Below are 16,057 nucleotides of genomic sequence, written 5' to 3'. Positions count from 1 at the left end.
AAGAACTCTTCCCACTATATTTTTCAAACAAAACATTGATATTGATTTCACAAGGAGTTCCTATGTCACCATTTCAAGAAAAAATTTCAGCTGCAGTTTCAAAAAAAGAAGCCCTCTTTGATGAGAGTCTCAGCCGCTATGCCCTGCGCTCCATGTTTGCAGGAGCCTATTTGACCATGTCCACAGCAGTGGGGATTATCGGTGCGGATGTCATCGCAGGTCAGTTTCCTGCCCTAGCCCGCTTTACCTTCACCATTATCTTTGCCATCGGCCTAATCTATGTTCTTGTCTTTAATGGGGAGCTGGCGACCTCCAATATGCTCTATCTGACAACTGGGGCCTACTATAAGAAGATGTCTTGGGCAAAGGCCACCAAGATCCTGGTTTATTGTACCTTCTTTAACCTGGTTGGGGCGGTTATTTTGGCCTACCTCTTCAATCAATCCTTCTCTTTCCTCAATCTCAAGGAGGATAGTTTTGTGGTGACAGCAGCGACCATCAAGCTGGGCAAGTCTGATTGGGGCAACTTTATCGAAGGCATTACGGCCAATATGTTTGTGAATATGGCAATCATGGGCTACATGCTGCTCAAGGAGGAATCTGCCAAGATTTTCGTCGCTATTTCTGCCATCTTTATGTTTGTCTTCCTGATTAACGAACACTTGGTGGCCAACTTTGCTGCCTTTATGCTCCTGGCCTTTAATCATGCCAAGGAAAATGTTGAAACCTTTACGCTCATGAATATCTTGCGCCAGTGGACGGTGGTTTTCTTTGCCAACTGGCTGGGTGGGGGGCTCTTTATCGGTATCGCCTACGCTTGGCTCAATCAAACCAAAACCAACCATATTGAGCAGTAAGCCGACCACAAAAACAGCCAAGATAAACCACGTCCTAAACGTTTAAGGATTGTGGTCTGCTTATCTTGGCTGTTTATTTTTCTATATATTATTCAAACACAAACTGGTTATGGTAGAGTTCGGCATAGAAACCGTTGAGTTTTAATAGCTCTCGGTGGTTGCCGCGCTCGATAACCTCACCATCCTTGAGAACGATAATCTGGTCAGCGTTGAGGATGGTCTTGAGGCGATGGGCAATGACAAAGCTGGTCCGGCCTGCAACGATGGCTTCCATGGCTGACTGGATTTTGCTTTCGGTCACTGTATCGACGTTTGAGGTCGCTTCATCTAAGATGAGAACCTGTGGGTCTGTCAAGAGGGTGCGGGCGATAGAAATCAACTGTTTCTGCCCTGTGGAGAAAACATTATTCTCATCGTCTACATAGGTATCGTAGCCTTCTGGCAGACTCATGATAAATTCATGAATATGGGTAGCCTTGGCCGCAGTCTCCGCTAATTCTTGCGGTACATCTCCTGCACCAAAGGCGATATTATCCCGGATGCTGCCTGAAAAAAGAACAGATTCTTGCAAGACGATGCCGACGTTTTGACGGAGGCTATCCAGATCAAATTCACGAATGTCTGTACCGTCAAATCGAATAGAGCCACTGTCTACATCGTAAAAACGGTTGATAAGGTTCATGATGGTGGTTTTGCCAGATCCTGTCGGTCCAACTACGGCTGTCATCTGCCCCTTTGGAGCTGTGATGGTCACATCCTTGAGGATGGGCTTGTCTGCTTCGTAGCTAAAGCAAACCCTGTCAATCTCCACCTGTTCCCGCAACTCTGTAAAGGCAGGAGCCTGTTGTGGACGCACTTCCTCAGGTTCATCAAACATCTCTTGGATACGGTGGGCGCCAGTGAAAGCCAGCTGCATTTCGGCCCAGCTAGAGGCAACCTGCATGAGAGGTTGATAGTACTGCTGCGAGTATTGAACAAAGGTAACAACCAAGCCGAGAGCTGCTGCTGTTGTCAACTGTTCATCTGCAAGAGCAATCGTTGAGCCGGCAAAGATAACAATAGCTGTATTGACCAGGCTAAGACCATTCATAACCGGAAAGAGCATTCCTGAGAAGATTCGTCCCTTAAAGGTAGCCTTTCTGACCTTGGCATTTTGCTCTAAAAAGCCTTCTACCACTTGATCCTGCAAGCCTTGGACAATGATGGCCTTTTGCCCAGAAATATTCTCATCCATATAGGCATTGAGCTTGCCGACCTCTTTTTGTTGCAAATCGGAATATTTCCGCGACAGACGGATAATGAAAAAGAGAAAGACAAAGGCAATCGGACTGGTAGCAAGCACTACTAACGCCAACTTGGCGTGTTGGACAAACATCATGACTACAATGCCTACATAGAGAACTGTCTGGGTCACAACCGTAATCAAGGACATATTGAAGGCATTTTGGATGTTATCCAAATCAGAAGTAAAGCGAGAAAGAATCTCACCGTCCTGATGGCGGTCAAAGAAGCTGACGGTCAATCTTCCCAACTTCCCAAACAAACCCTTACGCATCTGGTTGGTCGACCGTGAAATAATGCGATTAAACAAGAGCGAGTAGGTCACAGTGGAAAGAGTCAGGAGAACTACTACCAGTAAAACCGTCATCGCTGTTGCAAAAAACTGACTGGAATCACCTGTCTGCCCATCGGCCGCGGCTTGAACTAGCTGAGTCAGCTGAGCAACTGCTCGCCCCATTAGAACAGGGGTGAAGACCTGCATGAGGGTGGAAAGAAGAATCGTAACAAAGATAATTACAAAGGACAGCTTAAATTGCTTGAAATAGGTCCAAAAAAAGCGTGCTGTTTTCATCTTAATCCTCCTTTCCTTTTTGGGTTTCAAAGATTTCACGGTAAACAGGATTGGTAGCTACCAGTTCCTTATGAGTTCCTTGACCAATCAAGCGCCCCTCATCCAACACAAGGATGGTATCAGCCTTGACCACCGAAGAAATTTTTTGAGCGATGATAATGGTTGTCGTTTCTTTTAGCTCCTTATTGAGAGCCTCTTGAACTAGCTTTTCAGACTTGGCATCCAGAGCTGAGGTTGAGTCATCCAAAATCAAAATCTTAGGATTGGATACTAGGCCACGAGCGATGGACATCCGCTGCTTCTGACCTCCTGAGAAGTTGTTGCCTCGCTCCTCTACACTACTCTGGTACTTGTCCGGCATCCGATGGATAAATTCCATGGCTTGGGCGATGCCTGCCGCTCGTTCAATCTCTCTCTCCTCGGCATCATGCTTGCCCTGACGGATATTGGAAGCAATGGTTCCTGTGAAAAGAATGGCCTTCTGCAACACAATCGATACGGTTTGGCGCAGGGTGCCACGACTAACCGTTTTAATATCCACTCCGCCGATTTCGATGCTTCCTTCCTGTGGGTCAAACAAACGAGGAATCAGCTGGGCCAAGGTGGACTTACCAGCTCCTGTCGCCCCGACAACCCCCACCATTTGACCGGCCGCAATCTCAAAACTAATGTCCTTGAGAGTCGGTTTGTCATCTTTAGGATAGGTAAAGGTCACGTGATTAAAGCGAATCGTTGGACTTAGCTCTTGATCTGGCTTTTCTTCAAAAGTCATAGCCGGCTCTGTTGTCAGCACCTCGTTCATCCGCTGGATAGATACCATAGCCCTGCTGGCATTGCTGCCCATAAAGCCAACCATGATAATCGAGAACATGATTTGCATCAAGTAAGTACCAAAGGAAGCCAGCTTGCTGACCGCTTCTGGATTGCTGCCAATCATGTTGTAAACAGCCATATAAGCAGCATAGATAGACAGATAAGAAACTAGGATAAAGGTCGGCTCCAAGATGGAAAAGCCACGTCCAATAAAGAGGTTCAGATGAAGCAAATCGTCAGAAACTTCTTCAAATTTATCTGCCTGATTTTTTTCTTGGACAAAGGATTTAACAACCCGTACTCCACGCAGATTTTCCTTGGCAATCGCATTGATACGATCCACCAATTTTTGAAATCGACCAAAACGAGGCATCATAATCCCCATAATCGTCATCATCGCAAGACTGATGAGAATAATCATCAAAAGGACAATCCACCACAGTTGGGGCAAGGTTGTCACTGCAAAAACAATTCCTCCAATAAACAGCAAGGGCATCCGCAGCAAGACCTGAAAGGTCATCATGAGCAAGTTTTGCACCTGAGAAACATCGTTGGTCATTCGAACGACCAGATTGCCCGCGTTAAATTCTTCAATATTCGCATACGAAAAAGACTGTATCTTCCGAAACAGTTGCTCGCGCAAGTCCGCAGATACAGACTGAGCAATATAGGCAGCAAGAACGGTATTGCAAGCTCCTGCCAACAGACCCAACATAGCCACACCCAAAAGCCAGCCGCCCATCTGCAAGATGGCAGGCTGGTTATTTTCTGCCACAGCAGCCAAAACACTCTGTAAGAAACGAGGCTGCAAGAGGCTGGCTGTCACATAGAGGAGGATGAGGAAAACGGATCCCAGAGCCTGCCACTTGTATTTTAATACTGCTTTAATTACCATAAAAACTCCTTTTCAAATTACACTATATAGTAACACATTCAGCCTTGACTTTCAAACGCTTACCCCTCTTTTCTTCCTACTTTATTATTTTCTTCATTTCTATGCAAAATATTCACAAATATGGTAGAATGAAGATAATTACAATCTTAGGAGAATGACCGCTATGAAGCAACAAACCATCGCTGTCCTAGGACCTGGTTCTTGGGGAACCGCTCTTTCTCAGGTTCTTAATGACAACGGCCATCAGGTGCGCATCTGGGGAAATATCCCAGAACAAATTGATGAAATCAATGAACATCATACAAACACCCGCTATTTCAAGGACATCGTTTTAGATGAAAAAATCAAAGCCTACAAGGATTTGACTGAAGCCCTTGAGGGAGTAGATGCCATCTTGTTTGTCGTTCCAACCAAGGTAACCCGTCTAGTAGCCAAACAAGTAGCCGAAGTTCTCAAGCACAAGGTCGTGATCATGCACGCTTCAAAAGGCTTAGAACCAGACAGCCACAAACGCCTTTCCCAAGTGTTGGAAGAAGAAATCCCAGCGGAACTCCGCTCCGAAATTGTCGTAGTATCTGGCCCGAGCCATGCAGAAGAAACCATCGTTCGCGACATCACCCTGATTTCTGCCGCTTCTAAAGATCTAGATGCAGCCAGCTATGTACAAAATCTCTTTAGTAACCGATACTTCCGTCTATACACCAACAATGATGTTATCGGTGTAGAAACTGCCGGTGCCCTCAAAAATATCATTGCTGTCGGAGCTGGTGCCCTCCATGGCCTTGGCTACGGCGACAATGCCAAGGCAGCCATCATCGCGCGCGGTTTAACAGAAATCACACGCTTGGGGGTTGCCATGGGCGCCAATCCCTTGACTTACAGCGGTCTATCAGGTGTGGGAGATTTGATTGTAACAGGTACCTCTGTTCACTCCCGTAACTGGAGAGCAGGCGACCAGCTTGGCCGCGGTGAAAAGCTAGAAGACGTTGAGCGCAACATGGGCATGGTTATCGAAGGGCTTTCTACTACCAAAGCCGCCTACGAGCTAGCGCAAGAACTGGGCGTCTACATGCCCATTACTCAGGCTATTTATAGCGTCATCTATCAAGGTGCCAGCATCGATGAAGCCATCAAGGGCATCATGTCTGGCGAATTCCGTCACGAAAACGAATGGCACTAAGCTTTTGATAATAGGAGAATACGATGAAAAAAGTAAGAAAAGCTGTTATTCCAGCAGCAGGCCTCGGCACCCGCTTTTTACCAGCTACAAAGGCACTGGCAAAAGAGATGTTGCCTATCGTTGACAAACCAACCCTGCAATTTATCTTTGAAGAAGCGCTCAAATCGGGTATTGAGGATATTTTGGTGGTGACCAACAAGGCCAAGCGCTCCATTGAGGACCACTTTGATTCCAACTTTGAATTGGAGTACAACCTTAAAGAAAAAGGCAAGGACGACCTCCTGAAATTGGTTGATGAAGCAACCGCTATCCGCCTCCACTTCATCCGCCAAAGCTATCCAAAAGGTTTGGGAGATGCTGTTCTTCAGGCCAAGGCCTTCGTCGGAAACGAGCCCTTTGTTGTCATGCTCGGAGATGATTTGATGGACATCACAGACCCCACAGCCACTCCTTTGACCAAGCAGCTGATTGATGACTATGAGCAAACTCATGCCTCAACCATCGCTGTCATGCCTGTTCCTCACGAAGAAGTTTCCTCTTATGGCGTTATCGCCCCTCAGGGAGAAGGCATCAATGGTCTTTACAGCGTTGACACCTTTGTGGAAAAACCAAAACCAGAAGAAGCGCCATCTGACCTCGCCATTATCGGTCGCTACCTCTTGACGCCAGAGATTTTCAATATTCTGGAAAACCAAGAACCCGGTGCAGGCAATGAAGTCCAGCTGACGGATGCTATTGATACCCTCAACAAAACACAGCGCGTATTTGCGCGTGAGTTTAAGGGCAAACGGTACGATGTAGGAGATAAGTTTGGATTCATGAAGACATCCATCGACTACGCCTTGCAACATCCTCAGGTGAAAGACGACCTCAAACAATACATTCTCGATATTAGCAAACAACTAGCTGAAACAGAATAAGACTCTAAAACAACGAACAAGCCTCCCCCCTCGGATGGCTTGTTTTTGTTACAGAAGATAAAAAAGCGACAGAGCAATCATGCCCACTAATAATACAAGATAGCCTAATAGGGCCAAGAACTTTTGCTGTCGGCTAAAAAGCCTAGATTCTAGTAAAGGTGGTAAGAAAATGACTGTCAAACAGCCTCCAACAGCCCCACCAAGATGACCGGCCATACTGACTGCGGGGTTGAAAAATCCCAACATCAGATTGAGCACAAGCAAGGCTGTGTACCGCTGACCCAAAACTCTGAGATAGGGAGTCCGACTTCCGTAACGAAGCAGGGCCATGGCCCCAAATAAACCAAAAAGGGAGGTGGAGGCTCCTGCCACGATCACATTGGGAGTGAAAAAGAGGACAAAGACATTCCCCATAAGCCCAGACAAAAGATAGAGCAAGAAAAATCGTTTAGAGCCAAAGAGAGGCTCCAGTTGGTAACCTAAACTATACAGGGTGATGCTATTAAAGAAAAAATGCTGCCAGCCAATATGTACAAAGATGGGCGACAGCAAACGCCAAAACTGACTAATGTCCACTTTGAGAACGTCACCATAGAGCCCACCAAACTCATAAATCGTTCCAGCTGATGTCGCCTGTCCAAACCGCAACACCTGCATCAGTAAAAAGACCACCGTCGTCAACAGCAACAGTCCATTGGTTACCGGATAGCGTTTATCCATCCAAGTCCTCATAAATAATTACCTCCTCTACCGCACAATCAAAAGCCTCCTCCTGAAAGTCAGCTTCTTGCCAGCTGCATAGGATACTGACTGTCTTACCCTGATAGGTCTTCAAGTAACGATCATAGTAGCCACCACCATAGCCGATACGATAGCGAGCCGGATTCCAGACCAACCCCGGTACTTGGATAAGATCTATCTCAGAAGCAGGAACCGCCTCAGACGAGATGGGCTCCCAAATGCCAAAGGTTGATTGCACAAGCTGTTCAGGGTCATATTCTACAAAAATCATATCCCTCTTGCCATCCGTCTTAGGAACCAAAAGGCGCTTCCCATCTTTCTGAGCCTGATCAATCAGCATTTGGGTATCAAACTCATGTGGAAGAGATAGAAAGGTCGCCACTGTCTTTGCCTGCTGATAATAGGCCGTCTGAAACAGCTGCTGGCTTCCCCATACACTCCAAGCCTGTCTATCTGTACAAGACATAGCCTTCAATTTTGTCAGCATGAGCTTTCGAAGTTCCTTCTTAGACATCCTTCCTCACTTTCTGAAAAAGGCTGGAAATCCAGCCTACTTTACTTTCACTTTCAAAAAATCGCTCAACTTATCCACAGCAAAGGGGAGAACTTCCTCTTTAGGATTAAGACGGGGATTGTGCAGGGGATAAGGCGTGTCCACACCCAGCCAAAACATGACGCCCGGCACCTTGCTTAACAGGTAGCCAAAGTCTTCTCCCGTCATGGCAGGCGGACAGTCAATCACCTCCACACCATCTACACCGTCAAAATACGCCATCAATTCATCGGCTAGCTGAGGATGGTTTTCCACAGGCAGATAACCACTAGGATTGAGCTCGATTTCCAAGTCCACACCAAAGGACAGGGCAATCCCTTCCGCCACTTCCCGCACCCGCTTTTGCACCAAGAGGTTCATGCTTTGGGTCAAGGCTCGAATAGTTCCATGAAGAAAGGCGGTTTCCGCAATGACATTGTTGGTTGTACCAGCCTGCATATGACCAAAGGTCACAACCGCACCTTCAATCGGATCCACATTGCGGCTGACCACCGACTGAACCTGCGTCACAAAGTAACTGGCAGCGACTAAGGCGTCATTGGCGGTATGGGGAAAAGCTGCGTGACCACCTTTTCCTATAAACCGTATCCTGACCTCACAGGTGCCAGCAAAGAGGGTCGCACGGTTGGTGGCCAATTGACCGACTTTGAGGTCAGGTCGGATGTGGAGGCCATAAAATTCATCTGGCAGCCAATCACCAAAGGCTCCCGCTTCATACATGAGCATGCCCCCTGCGAGATTTTCCTCCGCAGGCTGAAAGAGGAAGAGAAGATTGTTTCTCGGTTGCTGCTCTGCCATTTTCTCCAAAAGCCCCAGAGCAATGGTCATGTGAAAATCATGGCCACAGGCATGCATCCGATCTGGATGGAGAGATTTGAAGTCCAGGACTGTTTCCTCCACAATAGGCAGACCGTCAATATCCGCTCGCCAGCCGATGGTTTTTTCAGGCGCAGAACCTGTCAGATAAACAAGGATCCCCGTCTTCCAAGTACGAACCTGGGAAAAAGAGCAATCTTGGAGCAGGCCCGAAATAGCCTCCATCAGAAAGGCGTGGGTTTTAAATTCCTCCATGCCCACCTCAGGAATCTGATGGAGGGCACGGCGTGTTGCGATTAAATCAAGCATATTTTCTCCTCTTAGAGGGTACGGAGGGCATCTTCCAAGGCTGTTTTTTGCTGGGTTTTTTCGTCGATTTCCTTGATGATGCGGGCTGGAACCCCTGCAACCACCACATTTTCAGGAACATCTTGGGTAACAATGGCACCAGCCGCCACAACCGAACCGTTGCCGATTTGCACGCCCTCGATGACCACAGCGTTAGCCCCGACCAGAACATTGTCACCGACACGAACTGGCTCAGCAGAAGCTGGCTCAATCACACCTGCAAGGACAGCTCCCGCACCGATGTGGCTGTTTTTACCAACGGTCGCACGACCGCCAAGGATAGCCCCCATGTCGATCATGGTTCCAGCCCCAATCTCAGCACCGATGTTGATGACAGCTCCCATCATGATAACGGCATTATCGCCAATGGTTACTTGATCACGAATAATAGCACCTGGCTCGATACGGGCATTGATGGTGCGTTTGTCCAGCAATGGTACAGCTGAGTTGCGGCCATCTTGCTCGACCACATAGTCCACATTCTCGGTCAAGTTTGCCAAAAGTGGCTCGACATCCTTCCAGTCACCGAAAAGGACATTGCCAAGTTTTGTCACCTCAGCTGGCACAGCTCCTGCCAATTCTCCTTCAAAAGTGACCTTAACATTGGTTTTTTTCACAGTATTACCGATAAAAGCAATAATTTCTTGTGCAGTCATTTTTTGTGCAGTCATAGTGGTTCTCCATTTCCCTTATGTATTTCCCCATTATATCAAAATTTTCTGATTTTTTATAGAAAAAGAAAACAAGAGCGATTACTCTTGCTTGTTTTGGGGTAGGAAATTGGGGATCCGGCCCACCAACTGCCCTAAATCTAACTGCTTCTTAGCAGCAGCCTGAGCCAGTTTTCGGCTCTCTTCAAGGGTTGCCTCGTCTATATACTTTAGTTTCAGGATACTTCCCTTGACAACGGTGCTACTAAACAGACTTACTTTAGGCTCCATATCTAGGACGGTGTTTACTTGCTGATTGGCCCAGCGCGCTTCTGCTTTCAGTAGTTCATAGGCTGGTTTTAAGCCTAGATCTTTAAGGTGTTCTCTGGCTTCTGTAATAGATAGACCAAGGAGATTGGGAATCGGGACATCTAGGTTGCTAGAGTCAATGATTTCTTGAGTGACATAATAGAGTTTGATGACGCTCCCCTTGTCTACCCGACCTGATTTTGGAATCATATCTACAATCTCATTGTCACGAGCCGTACTATATTTTTTATCTGGCTTAACAAGCGTTACTGTAACAAGGAAGCCAAGTTTTTCTAGCAGTTCTTTTCCTTCCAATAAATCCAAATCTAGGACATTGGGTATCGAAATCCTATTTTTTTCCTTTTCATAATTTCGATCCAAGGCTTTATCAAGAATCGGGGCAGCTGCCTGAACAGCATCACCAATAATTTTGGCAGTATCTGGTACAGTATTTGCCCACTTATCAAAACTTTTCAAGGGATTGTTTCCCCCTTTTGCTTTCTTCGCCATAGCATCCTCCTGAAGCTTTCTAACACCTATTATATATATATATATATATATGATTTGTCAAGTAGAATCGCAAACATTTCTTCCTGATATTTCAAGCCCATGCTTTGTTGATAAGATCCTTTTTTAAGCTCTCCGAGGGCAAAAAAATTCCAGCTGAGCTGGAATTTCCTGCTTTATTATTCAGCTGACTCCATTTGTTGACGGGCTGTTTCCATAGCCGATTTCAACTGGTCACGCGCAGTTTTCAGACTAGTTATAACGGTATCACGAGCTGAGTCTGGGATAACTGTATTATCATCTCCCAGAGCCGCGAATTGAGAAGCGAGGATTTGTTGCTGCTCATCCATGGTTTGAACCACTTTGTCACGGAAAGGTTGAAGGGTTGTCTTAGCGGCATCTGGTGCATCTGCAATGAGGGCATCGAAGTCTGCCACATAAGAATCAATGAGAGATTTGAATGCTTCTTTGAAATCTCCAAATGTCTGCACTTTATCAATCTCTTCATCTGTCAGGTAAGTAACCGTAGATTCTGCAGCACTACTTGAGCTTGAAGAGGAGGAAGAAGCCTCTGTGGTCGTTTCTTTCACGGTTGAAGAAGAAGACGCAGAAGTGTCATCCGTCTTACTGGAGCACGCTGTCAAACCACCGACAGCGAGAAGGGCAACAAGGGAAAGAACTAATTTCTTTTTCATCAAATTTCTCCTTTTTTATTGATACCACTATACTAATACAAATTTGCATAGATGTCAACTGATTATGTACTTGTTCAGCAAGATTGCATTTGTGAAAAACAAGATGCTAATCCTCTACCACCCGATGGGGCTCAACACAGCCAACGGTGTAATCTCGTACAACACCTGTATGATCCAATACAACTCCGTGCAGTACGCCGCCATAAACAGCCCCGCCGTCAATGCCAAGTTTTCCATCCTGACTAGTCCAAATCTGGCTGATACGCAGATTGGTCTGGTAAAGACTAAAGACCGGAGTGTGCCCAAAAACAATCCACTTGCCCGTATTGTTGTAGGCTTCGTGGAATTTCCCCCGCAACCAGACCTTATCATGGTCGCTGGTATCTCGCCAATCTAGCAAGGTCAAATCGACTCCTGCATGAACAAAAATATAGTGATCTGTTTCCAGATAGTAGGGACAGTCCTTAACAAAATGGATGAGTTCGCGATAGTTTTCTGCTACCCGATTTGCATCCACCATGCCATCCACCGGAGCATCTAAGGGGCGCCCCAAAAGGGAGTTAATAGTAGTATCTCCGCCATTTCGCCGGTAATGGTCATAGCGATCTAGCGGGTCGTTCAACCAGGCTAAAAACATCCGCTCGTGGTTTCCTGTCAAACAGATGGCTCCTTTTTTCTGTACCAACTCCTTGACCAACTCCAAGCAGGCCTTAGAATTTTCCCCACGGTCAATCAAATCTCCTATGAAAATCAACTGTTGGCGGTCTGGATTCCATTTTTTCAACAAATCTGTCAGCAGCTCATACTTGCCATGGACATCTCCGACAACAAAAAATTCCTTCTTCATCCCCATTTTCTTTTCTCTCCCCCTTCTCGTACCAAAAACTGACCGTTTCCGGTCAGTCTGCATGTTATAGGCGAGCGTTGAGTTCAGCGCCCAATTCTTCAAAGCCTGGTTTGCCAAGAAGGGCAAACATATTTTTCTTGTAGGCTTCTACACCTGGCTGGTCAAATGGGTTAACCCCGTTGAGGTAGCCAGATAGGCCGATGGCAAGCTCGAAGAAGTAGATGGTGTAGCCCAAGGTATACTCGTCTTGTTGTGGAAGTGTCAAGTACATGTTTGGCACGCCGCCATCTGTGTGGGCAAGAAGCACACCGTCAGTTGCTTTTTTATTAACGAAATCAACATCCTTGCCTTCCAAGTAGCCGAGGCCGTCAAGGTCTTCAGCCATTTCTGGAATCAGGACATTTTTTCTTGGTTTATCTACACGGACAACTGTTTCAAAGAGGTTGCGGTTTCCTTCTTGAATGAATTGGCCAAGTGAGTGCAAGTCAGTTGAGAAGTTGGCAGAAGTTGGGTAAATGCCTTTTTGGTCTTTTCCTTCTGACTCACCAGCCAACTGTTTCCACCACTCACTAAAGTATTGAAGAGATGGCTCGTAGTTAGCCAAAATTTCTGTTACATAGCCTTTTCTGTAAAGGATATTACGGATAGCTGCATACTGGTAGGCTTGGTTTTCTGCAAGTTTATCAGAAGCATAAGCCTTACGCGCTGCGTTTGCACCTTCCATAAGGGCGTCAATGTCTGCACCTGCTGCTGCAATTGGCAACAAACCTACTGCAGTCAGAACGGAGAAGCGGCCACCAACATCATCTGGCACAACGAAGGTTTCCCAGCCATTGGCATCTGCTTCTACTTTAACAGCACCACGCGCCTTATCTGTTGTTGCATAAATGCGCTTGTTGGCTTCTTCTTGACCGTATTTCTTCACAAGCAGTTCCTTGAAGACACGAAACGCGATGGCAGGCTCTGTGGTTGTACCAGATTTTGAAATCACGTTGACAGAGAAATCCTTATCCGCAACGTAGTCAACCAAATCAGCCAAGTAGCTAGACGAAATGGAGTTCCCTGCATAGAGAATTTGCGGTGCCTTGCGTTCTTCTTTTGAAAGCAAGTTGACAAATGAATGGTTCAAGAAATCAATAGCAGCTTTAGCGCCAAGGTAAGAACCACCAATACCGATAACGACCAAAACGTCACTTTCTTTTTGAATGGTTGCAGCCGCTTCTTTGATGCGGGCAAACTCTTCCTTGTCATAGTTTTCTGGCAGATCAAACCATCCCAAGAAATCGCTGCCTGCGCCTGTTCCCTTGCGCAAAAGTTCGTCTGCAGCGGTTACTTGTGTTTGCATATAATCTACTTCATGAGGCGCAACGAATTGGCCCAATACTTTTGAATAATCAAATGTAATATGTGTCATCTTTTTCCTCCCTTTATGTACCATATTTATGATAACGCTTTATTGTTTTTTTTTCAAGAATTATCTTCGTTTTCATATATTTTCATAAAACAGTTGCTTGTTTTCTTTTAATCGTTGCAAAGATGGGCCGACGCGCTTGTTGGTAGTGGTCTTCTAGGGTTTCCCCTGTCTTGGTCACCGTAATGAAGCGCGGAAAAATCTTGGAAAAAAGCCAGAGAAAGAGGGTGGTCGGGTACCAGATGGCCAGTACTTCAAAGATGAAACGCGCATTGTTGCCTCGCAGGAGATAGCGCTGCCGGTACTCCTCTTTGAGCGACGGGTGTGGAATAAAAATATGAAAGGCCAGCTGACGGCGCAGCAACATTCTAAAAAAGATTCGCAGGAAAAAATTGAGGGCAACTAGCACGGTCTTCCCCTCATCGTGCAGGGCAAAAGCCTTATCCACATAGGTTTTTCTATACTTCTTGTCTTTGATGGGCCTCTTGGTTGACTTCCGCTCTTCTTTGGTCAAATGGCTGACGCTGGTATTGTCATACTTGATGTCAGAGAGTTCTAAGTCAACCACATGCCGATAGCGTTGAGCCAGAGTGGTTTTTCCCATACCTGGAAAAGCAAATACAAACATACAATCACTCCTTTAATGCTCCTAGCATACCATACAAACCCTAAGAAATCCTAAAAGTTGATTGACAAACTATTCCGGCAAGACAGTTTTCAGGCTTATATCTGTCGGCTGCAGGATTTTTTGAACCTGGGCCAGAAAAGCCAAGCCATTGTCTGACGGGGAGTATTGGAAGGTGATATTGATGATCTTCTTATCAAAGTTATCGCCATAGCTGTCCACATACTGCTTGCTTTCGATAAAGTGGATGTAGTTGTTCAGCCAGAAAAAGTCTAGGTGGGGGATTTGCAATCGTCAAAATCAGCACTCGAATAGCAACAAATTTTCCTTCTGCGATTTGTCCATCTCACCCATTTCGTTTTGTCTGTGAATCGCGTGATATTCACTCAGAATCTCCTTGATAGACTCCCCTTGACCAGCTTTAGACCAAGCCTGTTCTAGCTGTCGGTTTTCATCAGTTTACTCTCCCATTATACCAAAAAAGCTATCTAGAAATGCGGTTCAAGATAGCTTATATATCTATTTCAAGTATTTATTACCGTATTCCAAGTAATTTGGTTTTTCATTTTTATTCAGTGCAAAAACCAAGGTTCCTGCCAATGGTTCTTCCAAATCCGTCGGCTGAATCAGGAGAGCCAAGGACTTATCTTTTTCTGGGAAAATAATCGTGTAGGTTTCTTGTTCATCCACTTCTATGGTGTAATAGCTCAAACTATTCTCAAAACCAAATCCATTTTGCACGTAATCTAGCTTTTCACCGTCCACGGTCAGTTGCTTTTTATCAATTTCAATAACAAGCTCTGTACCGTCGGCAGCCTGAGCATTCCAAGTTCCGATAATTTCATCCGAACCACTACAAGCTGATAGGCTAACAAGCCCTATCAAAAGTGAAAGAATGGTTAACACTTTTTTCATAATCTCTCCTTTATAAAGTACCATAACGTATCATTGGTTCGTCCATGTTTTGCCCCCCATAGGGGCCATTTACATGTACTCCGAATTTTGCTGCAACTGTATTCGGAAGCTTTCTCATTCTTCCATAAATCCCGTACAAAACCTATTCTCCTTGCCTCCGCTAGTAGTTTCATTGTCTTCTTGCTGGAAGTGATAACCAGCTAGCACGATTCTTTTTAAGGAGGTAGAGGTAAAAGCCGATTAGGCCGATTGCCAGAACTGTTACCACAAAGCCAGCTTCAAAGCCGTAACTTCCGCCAGTCAAAAAGGAGTGGCTCTCCTTTACCCTACTGGTAAAGAGGCTGGTCGGAAGCTGAAAGCCTGAAACAGGAATCCCCAAGATTGGCCCCAGAATAAAGTTCCAACCCGAATGGAAGCCGCTGACAAACCAAATGGTGTCATGGTAATAGAACATCATGCTCATAACCAAGCCAATCAATATGGTGTTGACGACACTGATGACAGAAGCACCTGCATTGGTCATGTGTCCAAGACCAAAGATGACGGAGTTTAGGATAATGGCGAGAACTACCCCTAGTTTCAAGGCAAATTGGGTCATCAGGAGGGAGCGTAGGAGAAATTCTTCTAAAAACCCTTGGAAAATAAAACCAACCAAGGTTAGGCCAAGTAGGAGCAGGTTCACATCCTGATTGATAGAGATTGCCAGCCCTCCCGCAACAAGATTGACCAAAAAAACAAGCAGCAGGCAGCCGAGTGAAAAGAGCCAGCCTGAGCCATAGCGGAGAGCCAGCTTCTTTTTTGTCATCCCTAGAGAGGCAGGGCTTCGTTTAAGATAGAAAAAGACAAAAAGAAGCAGGAGAATAACCACCACAGCACAAACCATCAGAAGAACCAGAAGATTGCCCTTTTTAACAAAAGGGGACAAGCCCCACTGCATTAGAAGCATCAGCACCAGATAGAACAGGTAGGTCAAGCCTACCGACTTCCAGCTGACCCTTTCGGTGCGGGCGGTGTTCATGGTCGAATTCAAATCCAGTATCGATTTCATAAAAGACTCCTTTCCTCATGTTATTACCCTCATTTTAACATATTTTGGGTGGCAAGTCACATTCTTTTGGGCAAA

16 protein-coding genes and 1 pseudogene are annotated in these 16,057 nt (G+C 45.8%); 3 read left to right on the top strand and 14 right to left on the bottom strand.

All coding sequences use genetic code 11. The annotated features are described in order from the left end of the window. Positions 1–62: 62 nt before the first annotated feature. Complete coding sequence (locus INT76_RS07890; protein ID WP_212569910.1) at positions 63–857, top strand: formate/nitrite transporter family protein; 795 nt, start codon at positions 63–65, stop codon at positions 855–857. Positions 858–945: 88 nt separating this feature from the next. On the opposite strand, the gene INT76_RS07885 is transcribed toward INT76_RS07890, so the two are convergent. Both INT76_RS07885 and INT76_RS07880 read right to left on the bottom strand, forming a co-directional pair. Further along, positions 946–2,709 (bottom strand): ABC transporter ATP-binding protein, encoded by a 1,764-nt coding sequence (locus tag INT76_RS07885; RefSeq protein ID WP_212569909.1) that lies wholly within the window; start codon positions 2,707–2,709, stop codon positions 946–948. A 1-nt stretch (position 2,710) separates the two neighbouring features. Further along, a complete protein-coding gene (locus tag INT76_RS07880) occupies positions 2,711–4,417 on the bottom strand; it encodes an ABC transporter ATP-binding protein (protein WP_212569908.1) in 1,707 nt (568 codons plus the stop codon). Positions 4,418–4,580: 163 nt separating this feature from the next. On the opposite strand from INT76_RS07880, the gene INT76_RS07875 reads away from it, so the two are divergent. Together INT76_RS07875 and galU are read left to right on the top strand one after the other, a co-directional pair. Further along, positions 4,581–5,597 carry an NAD(P)H-dependent glycerol-3-phosphate dehydrogenase gene (locus INT76_RS07875; RefSeq protein ID WP_212569907.1) on the top strand — a complete coding sequence of 339 codons (1,017 nt, stop codon included), beginning with the start codon at positions 4,581–4,583 and terminating at the stop codon, positions 5,595–5,597. A 23-nt stretch (positions 5,598–5,620) separates the two neighbouring features. Next, positions 5,621–6,517, top strand: a complete 897-nt coding sequence (gene galU, locus INT76_RS07870; RefSeq protein ID WP_212569906.1) for a UTP--glucose-1-phosphate uridylyltransferase GalU — start codon at positions 5,621–5,623, stop codon at positions 6,515–6,517. Positions 6,518–6,565: 48 nt separating this feature from the next. Here the strand turns inward: galU and INT76_RS07865 are convergent, their stop codons facing one another. The 12 genes and pseudogenes from INT76_RS07865 to INT76_RS07810 form a co-directional block, all read right to left on the bottom strand. Beyond that, complete coding sequence (locus INT76_RS07865) at positions 6,566–7,249, bottom strand: rhomboid family intramembrane serine protease (protein ID WP_212569905.1); 684 nt, start codon at positions 7,247–7,249, stop codon at positions 6,566–6,568. Further along, positions 7,230–7,772 (bottom strand): 5-formyltetrahydrofolate cyclo-ligase, encoded by a 543-nt coding sequence (locus INT76_RS07860; RefSeq protein WP_212569904.1) that lies wholly within the window; start codon positions 7,770–7,772, stop codon positions 7,230–7,232. Before INT76_RS07860 ends, INT76_RS07865 begins: the two co-directional genes overlap by 20 nt. Before the next feature lie 36 nt (positions 7,773–7,808). After that, positions 7,809–8,936 (bottom strand): N-acetyldiaminopimelate deacetylase, encoded by a 1,128-nt coding sequence (locus tag INT76_RS07855; protein WP_212569903.1) that lies wholly within the window; start codon positions 8,934–8,936, stop codon positions 7,809–7,811. Between the two features lie 11 nt (positions 8,937–8,947). Further along, a complete protein-coding gene (dapD, locus tag INT76_RS07850; RefSeq protein WP_212569902.1) occupies positions 8,948–9,646 on the bottom strand; it encodes a 2,3,4,5-tetrahydropyridine-2,6-dicarboxylate N-acetyltransferase in 699 nt (232 codons plus the stop codon). A gap of 81 nt (positions 9,647–9,727) precedes the next feature. Then, the gene (locus tag INT76_RS07845; RefSeq protein WP_212569901.1) at positions 9,728–10,444 is read right to left on the bottom strand and encodes a PASTA domain-containing protein; all 717 of its coding nucleotides are present in this window, start codon (positions 10,442–10,444) and stop codon (positions 9,728–9,730) included. A 176-nt stretch (positions 10,445–10,620) separates the two neighbouring features. Continuing rightward, entirely contained in the window at positions 10,621–11,136 is a 516-nt protein-coding gene (locus INT76_RS07840) for a hypothetical protein (RefSeq protein WP_212569900.1), read from the bottom strand. Positions 11,137–11,242: 106 nt separating this feature from the next. Then, positions 11,243–11,983 carry a metallophosphoesterase gene (locus INT76_RS07835; RefSeq protein ID WP_212569899.1) on the bottom strand — a complete coding sequence of 247 codons (741 nt, stop codon included), beginning with the start codon at positions 11,981–11,983 and terminating at the stop codon, positions 11,243–11,245. A 64-nt stretch (positions 11,984–12,047) separates the two neighbouring features. Beyond that, positions 12,048–13,397, bottom strand: coding sequence for a glucose-6-phosphate isomerase (locus INT76_RS07830; protein WP_212569898.1), 1,350 nt, complete (start codon positions 13,395–13,397; stop codon positions 12,048–12,050). Positions 13,398–13,479: 82 nt separating this feature from the next. Continuing rightward, entirely contained in the window at positions 13,480–14,022 is a 543-nt protein-coding gene (locus tag INT76_RS07825) for a hypothetical protein (protein WP_212569897.1), read from the bottom strand. Between the two features lie 69 nt (positions 14,023–14,091). Next, positions 14,092–14,280 (bottom strand): annotated as a pseudogene (locus INT76_RS07820) (DUF6572 domain-containing protein); the annotation flags it as partial. 258 nt (positions 14,281–14,538) lie between these two features. Further along, a complete protein-coding gene (locus INT76_RS07815) occupies positions 14,539–14,934 on the bottom strand; it encodes a DUF2147 domain-containing protein (RefSeq protein ID WP_212569896.1) in 396 nt (131 codons plus the stop codon). A gap of 169 nt (positions 14,935–15,103) precedes the next feature. Next, positions 15,104–15,982, bottom strand: a complete 879-nt coding sequence (locus INT76_RS07810) for a CPBP family intramembrane glutamic endopeptidase (protein ID WP_212569895.1) — start codon at positions 15,980–15,982, stop codon at positions 15,104–15,106. Positions 15,983–16,057 lie beyond the last annotated feature (75 nt).

Origin of the sequence: Streptococcus oriscaviae, assembly GCF_018137985.1 — a bacterium.
In the GTDB taxonomy this organism is placed as follows: domain Bacteria; phylum Bacillota; class Bacilli; order Lactobacillales; family Streptococcaceae; genus Streptococcus; species Streptococcus oriscaviae.
The sequence above is the reverse complement of the archived record's forward strand: the minus strand, read 5'-3'. Positions and strand labels throughout refer to the sequence as shown.